Raw genomic sequence first — 12,413 nt, 5'->3', positions numbered from 1 at the left:
GACTGGCGCCGGCGGTCGGGGTCAACGATGATGCCTCTCTGGCGGCGATTTGCCGCCCGGCTGGATCGCCGGAAAGTGAACTCGTCTTCGCGCTCAGATCAGTCCGCCGGCCGCTGGCGGACCGCGCAAACGGCCGTTTCGCCCCGGCGTTCTCATCAAGTTCGCGTTGCGTTAGGCGTCGCCCTACGCTAAGGGCCTGATCGATCCGGAAGGGTGGCCGAGTGGTTTAAGGCACCGGTCTTGAAAACCGGCGTGCCCGCAAGGGTACCGTGGGTTCGAATCCCACCCCTTCCGCCAGTACACTGTTCTCCGTTGTTCTCCACCGTTCGGAATCCCCAGTAAAATCAGCGCTTTCGTCGGCGAACTGTATTCCCTAGTTCGCCTCGTTCCTCACAATCAAAGCGCAAACCGTAGCTTGGGACCGTGGGTTCGGAGGATGGTTTTCATCGGAGGAACACGTGGTTGGAAAACTCAAGCCGCTCGACGTCGAACGCGAAACGAAGCCCGGAAAGTATGCTGACGGCGACGGGCTCTACCTGATCGTAACTGGTCCCGCGGCGAAGAGCTGGTCTTATCGTTACTGGAAGGACGGCAAGGAGCGATGGCATGGCCTCGGCTCCTTCAGGGATGTATCCCTTAAGAACGCTAGGCTCGCACGAGACGCAGCTCGTCTATGCGTGAAGGGGGACCGCAACACGCCCGGCATAGACATCGTGCAGGAGCGCCGTGAGGCTCGCCAAGAGGCGAAGGCGGCAGCGGACCGAAGCCCACAGCTCACTACAGGTTTGGTTGACGGCGTCGCAAAGGAAGCCTCGCGCAGATCGTCCGCTTTGCCCCAAAGCTTAGGTCGGACGTCGCGCCACCGCCCTGCTGGCTTTGCGTGACCTCATTCAGAACGTCCACTGACGTGGCGGAATTGATGATAGGTCCGATTTTGTTTGCCGAGCTGAGCTTCACATACTGTTAGAACGGCGGGTCCGTTCGCGAGATCATCTTGAAGCAGTTCTTGTCAGTTCCGCCAGCTCTGCGTCTGCATCTACGACGCCTTGGGCAACGGCCAGCTCCAGCCAGTAGCTCGCCTCCTTAGGGTCACTATGGCCAGCCGCACCGCTACGCAAATAGCGCCCGAGCATGAGTTGAGCTTGACCATGCCCGCGCTCTGCGGCTGCGCGAAACCAATGCTCGGCTTTGGCTCGATCAACGGCAATGGCATGGCCGCCGCTATACATTGCGCCTAGTGCAAACATTGCTCCAGCGTGGTCTTTCGCGGCGGCCTGTTCGCATAATTTGAGCGCGGCAGGAGTGTCTTGTGGTCCCCCTCGACCGTTCACGAGCATCTCGGCCAGGGCAACCTGAGCATCGGTGATCCCTCCCTCCGCCGCACGCGCGAACCAACCGCGTGCTGCTTTCAGGTCGGCCGGCACACCTCGGCCGTCGGCAAATAGGCGACCGATCATAAACTGCGCCTCCGGAACCCCTTCGGCAGCGCGCCGCAACCAGACGGCCGCCTGCTGTTCGTTGCGCTCAACGCCGATGCCCTGGAGAAGGCATACGCCAAGATTGAACGCGGCGACAAGATTGCCGCGTTGCGCTGTATTCATGAACCAATCCGCTACCGGCGGGCATTCCTCTCCTCTGACTGCTCGTTCCAGCAGGTCATTTCCGACGTCGACTTGAGCATCTACATTTCCGGCCTCGGCAGCGATGCGCAACCATCGGGCCGCTTCATGATTGTCCTGAGGTACTCCGGCTCCGGTCATGTAAAATGAACTCAACGACCGAGCCGCCGCCGCATTGCCCCCCTCAGCTGCGCGGCGATACCAGTTTGCCGCTTCCACGTAATTCGGCGGTAGTGCTCCGCCCTTTGCATAGAGGTCGCCGACCAACTCCGCTGCACGAACGTCGCCTGCCAGGGCCGCACGACGAAGCCACGTCTCTCCCAAAACAAGGTCTCTCGCAACAACCGTGCCTTCAATCAGTAAGGTGCCCCATTTTATCTGCGCACCGCGATGTCCCAATTCTGCGGCCTTGCGGTACAGCTCAGCAGCGGCGCCCGGGTCATGCGGGCCACTGATCCCACCTTCGGTCAGGACACCCAGCATGAAGACGGCCGTCGGAATTTCGGCGGCGGCCGCCGCTCGCATGTTTTCGACGACCTCGTCCCGATGAACGGCCCGGTTCGGGTCTCCAGCAAGCGACAGCGCATATCCCAATTGTCCTTGCGCGCAGCCCGCGGCGGCGGAGCGGCGATACCATTCCCTCGCCTGTATGAGGTCTCTGAGCGGCGGCGGACCATAGGTCAGAATGTAAGCCAATAGAGCTTGCCCATCGGGAGAACCGGCGTCAGCCGCTAGACGGGCCCACTTCAGGGCGGCTTCGAAATCCGGCTTCGCCGTGCTGTCGTGCGAAAACAATCGCGCGGCAGCATCGCCGCTTTCACGCGATTGCGGGCCGAGCCCTTGGAGCAAGAGCGCCGCCAGCAGGGACTGCGCTTCCACGTGGCCATCCAACGCCGCGCGTTCCAGCCAACGCGCGCCCTCCGTTCGACTGAACGGAACGCCACCGCCCTGAAGGTAGAGCTTTCCGATAAAATATGCAGCTTCCGCGCTGCCGGCCTCTGCCATTCGGGCCAGATGCGGCAACGCTTCAGCAAACCGCTCTTTCTCGATAAGAGCGATCGCCCGGCGTAGCCCCGTTTCGGGTGACGCCTTTCCGATCAAGCGATCAAAGAGCATTTCCAGAAGGCTCCGTCGGGTCGTACAGCAAAGCCATCTCGATCAGGGCTCGCGCATCGCTTCCTGCGTCACCGGAAGCATCAGGCCGAGCATGTATTTTAGTACGGTGCGCTGCCCCACCTTGATATCAGCGGTTACGGGCATGCCTGGCGTGAGCTGGAAACCGGCCGGCACGTCGTGCAGGGCCACCCGATCGATACTTATGCGGCTTCGGTAAAATGGCTCCAGATTCGTCGTCGGAATGGCACTGGTCGGATTGCGCGCCTCTACCTGAGCATTAAAGCTGTCCGGGCTCACGATGCGCACGACACCCTCGGCCATACCGTACTGAGAGAATGGAAACGTGTCGAACTTGATGGCCACGGGATCCTTGACGTGCACAAAGCCGTTATCCTTGCCCGCGATGTTGGCCTCGATCTCAAGCGGCGCGTCTGCCGGCACGAGCGTAATGAATTGCTGGCCCGACTGCATGACGGATCCTACCGAGACCTTTGCGACCGATTGCACGATCGCGTCCAGCCCGGCGCGGATCTCGACCAGCTTGCGTCGCAGGTTCGCCTTGGTCAGCAGCTCGCGTGTATCGGCCGCCTTGACGGTGATCTCCTGCAACTTTTGCGATGCTTCAGCCTTCCAGCCACGAACGTAGGCGTCGCGGTCGGAAGCAAGTGCCGCTTGATCGCGCTTCGCCCCCTCCCCTGTCGCAACAGCGTTGGAAAGCGACCGCTGCATTTCAACGCGTGTATCCTTTGCGATCAGCGAGTTCAGCCGACTTCCGGTCTGGGTCGCCTCCAGTTGCCGGCGCATATCCTCGATGCTTTGGGCGACACCGAGGCGATCACGATAGCCTACAGCATCAGAGTCCGCCCTCGCTATAACGGAATTCAGTTCCTGCAGGCGATGCTCGTAGTTCTCGACCTTGGCATCAAATTGCGCCTTTCGATGGTTGAAAATCGAGGCCTGCAAGGTCCAATTTGGATCATTGCCGGAGTACGTGAACGGCTGTCCATCTGCCTCAGCGCGCAGACGCGCAAGTTCGGGCTCAAGGCTGTTCAGTTGCCCCTCTAAAGCCACTCGATCTGCTTCCGCGAAGGTTGGATCTAGCCGTGCCAGCACGTCGCCCGACCGCACGCGCTGGCCTTCGCTGACGTCGATTGAACGAACGATTGCGGTTTCAAGTGGCTGCACGAGAACGGTGGAGGATTGCGAAACCACAAGGCCGCGCGCTGTGACGACCTGATCGACGGGCAATACACCCGCAACTAGAACCAAGGCAGCGACCATGCTGGAGACGATCCAGACGGTGCCACGGGCTGCGCGCGGGACAGGTGCATTAACAATCGCCGTTGACGGTTGCTGGAATTCAAGAATCACTGGCAACGTCGGATCGCTCTTCTTCGATCTGAACGGTAGCGGCAGCAAATTGGCCTGCACTTCGCTCATGGTGCGTTCGCTCCGCCCGTGACCAGCTTCGGAGTAACCGACTGGCGCGTCGGTTCGACGTGCCGGTTCTGCTGGTTCCAAAGTTGTCGGTAGATCGTGCAACGCTCCACCAAAACGTTGTGCGTAGCGCAGTCGACGATCTTACCTTGATCGAGAACTAGAATTTGATCGCAGCCGACCAGCGACGACAACCGGTGCGAAACAATGACCATTGTCCGTCCGCTGGCGATACGTTCAAGGTTGGCCGTCACGACGGCTTCACTTTCCGGGTCAAGTGCGCTGGTCGCTTCGTCCAATATCAGGATGCGTGGATCTGCAATGAGCGCTCGTGCAATCGCCAGTCGCTGCCTTTGGCCGCCGGAAAGGTTTGGAGATCCCTCTTCGATGTAGGTTTCGAAGCCATTGGGCATCCGCTCGATGAATTCCTCCGCACCGGCGAGCCTTGCCGCATAAACAGCATCGGACAAGGTCAGCCCCGGTCGACCGGCGATGATGTTATCTCTGATGGAACCGCGAAAGAGAAAATTCTCTTGCAAGACGACACCGAGGCTCTGTCGAAGGTGCCGTAGATCAACGTCGCGCAGATCAGCGCCATCGATCTTCACAAATCCCTTGTAGTCACGATTAATACCCTGCAGCAGGCGCGTAACCGTCGACTTGCCGGATCCGCTGCGGCCAACTATCCCTAGCGTCGATCCGGCAGGAACGGAGAAGCTGATCCTGTCGAGTGCGGGGACAGTTGTGTTGAGGTAGGTGAAGCTGACGTCCTGGAAGGCTATTTCACCTGCGAACTTCGGCCTCAAGCCTCCCGCTCGCGCACCGCTCTCAGTGGGCCGATTGAGAACGGAGCTCGCTTCTCCAATCGCGGCCCCAACCTCCTCATAGTCCTCGATCAGTCGCGCCAGCCCGACCAGCGGCTGGGCGACCCGCGCGCTCAGCATCAGGAACGCGAACAATCCGCCGACCATGTAGCCTGACTGGTCGCTCATCGCGAGATATGCACCAAGCATGGTCGTGCCAAGCACCATCAAGCGCTCTATCGGTGTAACCAAAGTCTGCGGCCAATTGGACAAGCGGCCGAATTCGAGCCGCCATTTTCCTGCCTCGGCAATGCGTTCGTCCCAGAGGGCGCGACGTTGCGGCTCAAGCGCCAAAGCCTTGACCGTCTTGATCCCCACGATCGTCTCACCGAGCGTCGCCGATTTCCACGTCTCGGCGGTGGCGACCCGTCCATACATCTCTCGCATCGGCTTCAGGAATGCGATGATGATCAGCAAGATCAGGCAAGCGCAGCCAAGAACAATGCTGGCGAGGATCGGACTTAGATAGAACAGGAACGGGAGCAGCACGCAAAGCGTCATCAGGTCGAGAAACGTCGTCAGAAGGCGGCCGGTCAGAAACTCGCGAACGCGATAGACCTGCGCGATGCGATACATCGTTTCGCCGGCAGGATGGCGCTCGAAGTAATCCAGTGGCAGGCGAAGCAGCCGATTGAAGACGTGCAGATTGAGTTTTGCGTCGAGCCTCGCGCCGACGACCGCAATGATATGACGTCGCGCATGTCCCAGGAGGGATTCATAAATGATGACGACCGCCATGACTGCCGCAAGCATCACCAAAGTCGACGTGCTGTGAAATTGCAGGACCTTGTTCACCATCGTCATCACCAGGAGTGGTGGGAAGATGGTGAGGAAGCTGATGGTGAGCGAGGCGATGCCGATGTCCCGCAGCAAGCGCCTTTCGCGCAGAACGAGATCGAAAAGCCAGCGCAAATCAAACGGAGCGTCGGCCGCAGTGCCGCTTCGGCTCGCGCGCACCAGGATGGCCTCACCGCTCCACACCTGAGAAAGGCGCAACTCATCGACGGGCACGGCCGCGTCTGCCGGGGCGCCGGGATCCCTGAGCATAACGATATTCTGATCGCCGTTTGCGCCAACCATGAGCGCGGCGCTGCCATCGGCAAACAACAGGACGACGGGACCAGCCTCGCTCATGCCCTGCAAGTGCCGCCAACTGGTTCGTACCGCACGAGACCACAGACCGGCGTTCTGTGCCCAGGTCGAGAGTGCGGCAGCCGATGGATAGATATCGGGTTCACCAGCTCTCAATTCGCTGGCATCAAGCTCGACGCCGTAATGACGGGCCACCTGAATAACCGCCTGCAGTCGTGCCTGGTATTGCGGACTGCGTTGCGCGTCCAGGCGATTGATTGAATGCCCTTGTTGCGGATCAACCCCGGTTAATTTCGGTGCGGATGAAACGGCAAGCGGCTTTGACAGAGCCTCTACGTTGACCTTTGCGGCGAGCTCCGCGCAAATCCGTTGTGCGGAGTGGCATGCGCGGACACCGAGATCGGTCACTAGCTCGCCGCCTCCACGGAGACTATCCATGAATCTACGCGGGAGACCGGACCATCGCGCCGCGAATTGCGCTTTCGCCGTTTGCCAGGCACGTCGCGAGGTGCTCGGCCCTTTGGCGGCGCGTGAGCGTCCTCGCGGGCGTTCGGAACGAATATCTCGTGACGCCACAACGTGTGACCGGTCACCGCTCCGAGCCGGGATGACATCCAGGTCGCCGGGGACATTGTACGATGGCGTTCTCACCGGTGCCGTTACGCCGGGTCGGACCTGCCCTTCGACGCGCCATACTGCCTGATCGAAATCACCTTTCTCAGTGTCGATTTGTGCCTGCGACATATCCCTTCTGGCGGCGAGCCGGCTCTCCAAAAGGGCACGTGCCCGGCTGTAAAGCGCATCACGCGACGCTTCATCGTCCGCACCAAGATCGTCAATTGCGTTCTGCAGCAAGCGGACATACTTGCCAGGTCCCGGCTCCCCAAAGGCTCCGCTATGCGGGTCCACGGTCACCCTCCTAAATCGACAACAGAATAAAAATCTTCACTATATCGCGGCAATCTAGACGAATTCGACCGGTCGCAACACCGAAATCCCTCCAGTTGGTTGACGCGATTGGACCCTGCTCGCACCGACATCTCACGCGATCGCGAACAATTGCCGTAGCCGGGACGGCAATTCGCCGGTGGAGCCAATTGCAACACAGCTTTCTGTCCACAAATCGAGATAGCGTTCGATCGGAACGGAGGTCCGCTCCGGCCAGCGGTTCAAGGCTCCGAGATCATCGAGGCAGGTTGGTTTGCCAGGTTTGACGTCCTCGTAGATCTGGAGGACACCGACCACCGCGGGTCCCCACAGAACGTCCTTGCCGGATCCAATTTCCAGCTTCGCGCGATTCATCCGGAACCACTTGAGCGGGGAAAGATAGTCAGCTTTGAATTTGTCCAGCAGCGCGGAGCCATATTGACGAACAGCACGGGCAAAACCTGCGTCCCCCGCAAATGGCGGCGATTTCTCCCAGCTATCGGCGAGCAGCCGCAGGCCGCGAACCGAAAATGTCTCCACGAGCACCTCCTCGAGCCATTGTGTCGGAGGTTGTGGTTTTGCGGAAAATTGCCAGCTGTTGCTGAGGACATGCCCAAGCTCGTGACCGAATTGATACGCGAGCCTGCACCAGTCGGCATAGCCGATGTTCACGACGATCGAAGCCATGTCGGGCTGATCGCTGTGCAGCCAGATCGCCGGCGCAACTTCGCTATGGTTTTCGATACGAAGCTTCCTGGGTTGCCGATCCGACAGCAATCGCATTCCCGACAGATCGACCTCCCGGATCCGCGTGAGTACACGCATCACAGCGTCGGTCGGCGCCGCATGCCAATCGCCCGACAGTTCGATCGGAGCGCTTCGAAGGTCTTCTGTCGGGGCGACCTCGCGCCCGAAGCCCCTCCCGATTCCAACGACGCTAAGAACCGCCGCGCTGCCCGAGAGAACGAGGAAGCGTCGGCGATTGATTTTCGTAGTGCCTACCATCGGCAATTCTCGGCCTGATCGGAGAGGAGCCCAGGGATGCGATCCCTGGCCTCCTCATCCATCACTTTTTCAGCCGCCGACCTTAAGAGTCGTGTTTCGGCAGATTGAGGTTGGGCCTGTTCGATTGATCGAGTTGACCAATCGTTCCGGCACCACCCGGACGGTTCTGATCGAAGGCCGAGCCGCCATCCGTGTTGCCCATGCGGGACAACAGCATCTGCGCCAAGCTCTTGATCGTCGTCAGATCGGCCTGCAACTGCTGGCCATTCATTGATCCTCCCGCCATTGCAAGCGCCAGGTCCGCGACAGCAGCCTCCAATTTCAGCAGCACCGGGTTCAACGCGCCAATGGTCGTATCGGGATTGATCGTCGTGGTCAGCGACGTCTTATCATCATGATTACCAGACGTTCCCGTTGCACCCGCCGAGCCCGTCGAGCCGGTCGCTCCAACTCCCGTCGCGCCGGTAGCTCCGGTCGAACTGGTAGCGCCTGCTGCGCCGGTCGCACCAGTTGCTCCCGTCGCTCCGGCAGTGCCGGTCGGACCAGTTGGGCCGGTGTGACCACGGTGGCCTCGCGGACCAGTCGGCCCCCTTGGACCACGTGGACCAGTCGAGCCGGTCGCTCCGGTCGACCCCGCCGGGCCGGTTGCCCCTGTGGCTCCGGCTCTGCCCGTCGAGCCGGTTGCACCCGTCGAACCGGTAGCACCCGTTGCGCCCGTCGAGCCTGTCGCTCCTGTTGCACCGGTCGAGCCTGTGGCACCCGTTGCGCCGGTTGAGCCGGTAGCACCAGTGGCACCCGTCGAGCCTCTGGCTCCTGTTGCACCCGTCGAGCCCGTTGCTCCAGTCGAGCCTGTGGCACCCGTTGCGCCGGTTGAGCCGGTAGCACCTGTTGCGCCCGTCGAGCCTGTCGCTCCTGTTGCACCGGTCGAGCCTGTTGCTCCAGTCGAGCCTGTGGCACCCGTCGAGCCTGTGGCACCCGTTGCACCGGTTGCACCAGTGGCACCCGTCGAGCCTGTTGCACCGGTCGAACCGGTGGCACCAGTTGCGCCCGTCGAGCCTGTCGCACCGGTCGAGCCCGTTGCTCCAGTCGATCCGGTAGCACCCGTCGAGCCTGTGGCACCCGTTGCACCGGTTGCACCAGTGGCACCCGTCGAGCCTGTTGCACCGGTCGAACCGGTGGCACCAGTTGCGCCCGTCGAGCCTGTCGCACCGGTCGAGCCCGTTGCTCCAGTCGATCCGGTAGCGCCCGTCGAGCCTGTGGCACCCGTTGCACCGGTTGAGCCGGTAGCACCAGTGGAGCCTGTGGCTCCTGTTGCACCCGTCGAGCCCGTTGCTCCAGTCGAGCCTGTGGCACCCGTTGCACCGGTCGAACCGGTGGCACCAGTTGCGCCCGTCGAGCCTGTCGCACCGGTCGAGCCCGTTGCTCCAGTCGATCCGGTAGCGCCCGTCGAGCCTGTGGCACCCGTTGCACCGGTTGAGCCGGTAGCACCAGTGGAGCCTGTGGCTCCTGTTGCACCCGTCGAGCCCGTTGCTCCAGTCGAGCCTGTGGCACCCGTTGCACCGCTCGAACCGGTGGCACCAGTTGCGCCCGTCGAGCCTGTCGCACCCGTTGCTCCAGTCGATCCGGTAGCGCCCGTCGAGCCTGTGGCACCCGTTGCACCGGTTGAGCCGGTAGCACCAGTGGAGCCTGTGGCTCCTGTTGCACCCGTCGAGCCCGTTGCTCCAGTCGAGCCTGTGGCACCCGTTGCACCGGTCGAACCGGTGGCACCAGTTGCGCCCGTCGAGCCTGTGGCACCCGTTGCACCGGTTGAGCCGGTAGCACCAGTGGAGCCTGTGGCTCCTGTTGCACCCGTCGAGCCCGTTGCTCCAGTCGAGCCTGTGGCACCCGTTGCGCCGGTTGAGCCGGTAGCACCCGTTGCGCCCGTCGAGCCTGTCGCTCCTGTTGCACCGGTCGAGCCTGTTGCTCCTGTTGCACCGGTCGAGCCTGTTGCTCCAGTCGAGCCTGTGGCACCCGTTGCGCCGGTTGAGCCGGTAACACCAGTGGCACCCGTCGAGCCTGTGGCACCCGTTGCACCGGTTGCACCAGTGGCACCCGTCGAGCCTGTTGCACCGGTCGAACCGGTGGCACCAGTTGCGCCCGTCGAGCCTGTCGCACCGGTCGAGCCCGTTGCTCCAGTCGAGCCTGTGGCACCCGTTGCACCGGTCGAACCGGTGGCACCAGTTGCGCCCGTCGAGCCTGTGGCACCCGTTGCACCGGTTGAGCCGGTAGCACCAGTGGAGCCTGTGGCTCCTGTTGCACCCGTCGAGCCCGTTGCTCCAGTCGAGCCTGTGGCACCCGTTGCGCCCGTCGAGCCTGTCGCTCCTGTTGCACCGGTCGAGCCTGTTGCTCCAGTCGAGCCTGTGGCACCCGTTGCGCCGGTTGAGCCGGTAGCACCAGTGGCACCCGTCGAGCCTGTGGCTCCTGTCGCACCGGTCGCGCCCGTTGCACCGGTCGAGCCGGTAGCACCCGTTGCGCCCGTGGCGCCGGTAGCACCCGTTGCGCCGGTAGCACCAGTGGCACCCGTGGAGCCTGTGGCTCCTGTTGCACCCGTCGAGCCCGTTGCTCCAGTCGAGCCTGTGGCACCAGTTGCGCCCGTCGAACCGGTGGATCCAGTTGCACCGGTACGACCGGTTGCACCAGTGTTACCTCGCGGTCCCGTTGGCCCTGTCGGCCCTCTGGGTCCGGTCGCACCCGTCGCGCCGGTACGTCCAGTCGCCCCTGTCGATCCGGTTGCGCCGGTCGAGCCCGTTGCTCCCGTATTGCCGGTAGCTCCCGTTGCGCCGGTTCGTCCGGTTGCACCGGTCGAGCCCGTTGCACCGGCGGCGCCGGTCGCACCCGTGGCGCCGGTCGATCCTGTCCCGCCCGTTCCGCCCGTGGCGCCGGTCGCACCTGTGGCGCCGGTTGATCCCGTCCCGCCCGTTCCGCCCGTGGCGCCGGTCGCACCTGTGGCGCCGGTTGATCCCGTCCCGCCCGTTCCGCCCGTAGCGCCGGTCGCACCTGTGGCGCCGGTCGATCCCGTCCCGCCCGTTCCGCCCGTGGCGCCGGTCGCACCCGTGGCGCCGGTCGATCCCGTCCCGCCCGTTCCGCCCGTGGCGCCCGTCGCACCTGTGGCGCCGGTCGATCCCGTCCCGCCAGTTCCGCCGGTGGCGCCGGTCGCACCTGTGGCGCCGGTTGATCCCGTCCCGCCCGTGGCGCCCGTCGCACCTGTGGCGCCGGTCGATCCCGTCCCGCCCGTTCCGCCCGTGGCGCCGGTCGCACCTGTGGCGCCGGTTGATCCCGTCCCGCCAGTTCCGCCCGTGGCGCCGGTCGCACCCGTGGCGCCGGTCGATCCCGTCCCGCCCGTTCCGCCCGTGGCGCCGGTCGCACCCGTGGCGCCGGTCGATCCCGTCCCGCCCGTTCCGCCCGTGGCGCCGGTCGCACCCGTGGCGCCGGTCGATCCCGTCCCGCCCGTTCCGCCCGTGGCGCCGGTCGCACCTGTGGCGCCGGTCGATCCCGTCCCGCCCGTTCCGCCCGTGGCGCCGGTCGCACCCGTGGCGCCGGTCGATCCCGTCCCGCCCGTTCCGCCCGTGGCGCCGGTCGCACCCGTGGCGCCGGTCGATCCCGTCCCGCCCGTTCCGCCCGTGGCGCCGGTCGCACCCGTGGCGCCGGTCGATCCCGTCCCGCCCGTTCCGCCCGTGGCGCCGGTCGCACCCGTGGCGCCGGTCGATCCCGTCCCGCCCGTTCCGCCCGTGGCGCCGGTCGCACCCGTGGCGCCGGTCGATCCCGTCCCGCCCGTTCCGCCCGTGGCGCCGGTCGCACCCGTGGCGCCGGTCGATCCCGTCCCGCCCGTCCCGCCCGTGGCGCCAGTCGCACCTGTGGCGCCGGTTGATCCGGTCCCGCCCGTGGCGCCAGTCGCACCTGTGGCGCCGGTTGATCCGGTCCCGCCCGTGGCGCCCGTCGCACCCGTGGCGCCGGTCGATCCCGTCCCGCCCGTTCCGCCCGTGGCGCCAGTCGCACCTGTGGCGCCGGTTGATCCTGTCCCGCCCGTTCCGCCCGTAGCGCCGGTCGATCCCGTCGCGCCCGTCCTGCCCGTGGCGCCGGTCGCACCTGTAGCGCCAGTTGATCCTGTTGCGCCGGTGGCGCCAGTTGAACCGGTCGAACCCGTGGCGCCGGTGGGACCCACATTACTGTTGGGACCTGTCAGCGTGAAGGTCTCACCGCTACTCGTACCGTCAACCGTCAAACCGAAAAAATTGACGACGGTGTAATTGCCTGTGGAGCTGACGAGTACGTTGAGTTGGAACGCAACGTTGGTGATATTCGGGATCGTAAACGA

General features: G+C 63.8%; 6 protein-coding genes, 1 tRNA gene and 1 pseudogene. 3 read left to right on the top strand and 5 right to left on the bottom strand.

Features of this window, described 5'->3' with window-relative positions:
* Positions 1-207: 207 nt before the first annotated feature.
* Together JQ507_16605 and JQ507_16600 are read left to right on the top strand one after the other, a co-directional pair.
* Positions 208-297 (top strand) — tRNA-Ser (locus JQ507_16605).
* Positions 298-458: 161 nt separating this feature from the next.
* A pseudogene (locus JQ507_16600) lies at positions 459-749 on the top strand (DUF4102 domain-containing protein).
* Positions 750-989: 240 nt separating this feature from the next.
* Here the strand turns inward: JQ507_16600 and JQ507_16595 are convergent.
* The 5 genes from JQ507_16595 to JQ507_16575 all read right to left on the bottom strand — a co-directional run bounded on the left by JQ507_16595 (position 990) and on the right by JQ507_16575 (position 8,399).
* Entirely contained in the window at positions 990-2,735 is a 1,746-nt protein-coding gene (locus JQ507_16595) for a sel1 repeat family protein (GenBank protein ID QRI72971.1), read from the bottom strand.
* Positions 2,736-2,777: 42 nt separating this feature from the next.
* Complete coding sequence (locus JQ507_16590) at positions 2,778-4,175, bottom strand: HlyD family type I secretion periplasmic adaptor subunit (GenBank protein ID QRI72970.1); 1,398 nt, start codon at positions 4,173-4,175, stop codon at positions 2,778-2,780.
* Positions 4,172-6,565: a peptidase domain-containing ABC transporter gene (locus tag JQ507_16585; GenBank protein ID QRI73375.1), complete on the bottom strand. Its 2,394-nt coding sequence runs from the start codon at positions 6,563-6,565 to the stop codon at positions 4,172-4,174. Before JQ507_16585 ends, JQ507_16590 begins: the two co-directional genes overlap by 4 nt.
* A 603-nt stretch (positions 6,566-7,168) precedes the next feature.
* Positions 7,169-8,059, bottom strand: a complete 891-nt coding sequence (locus tag JQ507_16580) for a hypothetical protein (GenBank protein QRI72969.1) — start codon at positions 8,057-8,059, stop codon at positions 7,169-7,171.
* An 82-nt stretch (positions 8,060-8,141) separates the two neighbouring features.
* Positions 8,142-8,399 (bottom strand): hypothetical protein, encoded by a 258-nt coding sequence (locus JQ507_16575; GenBank protein QRI73657.1) that lies wholly within the window; start codon positions 8,397-8,399, stop codon positions 8,142-8,144.
* 313 nt (positions 8,400-8,712) lie between these two features.
* Between JQ507_16575 and JQ507_16570 the strand changes: the two genes are divergently transcribed.
* The gene (locus tag JQ507_16570) at positions 8,713-12,345 is read left to right on the top strand and encodes a DUF4573 domain-containing protein (protein QRI73374.1); all 3,633 of its coding nucleotides are present in this window, start codon (positions 8,713-8,715) and stop codon (positions 12,343-12,345) included.
* Positions 12,346-12,413 lie beyond the last annotated feature (68 nt).

This window comes from Bradyrhizobium sp. PSBB068 (assembly GCA_016839165.1).
Taxonomy (GTDB): Bacteria; Pseudomonadota; Alphaproteobacteria; order Rhizobiales; family Xanthobacteraceae; genus Bradyrhizobium.
The sequence above is the reverse complement of the archived record's forward strand: the minus strand, read 5'-3'. Positions and strand labels throughout refer to the sequence as shown.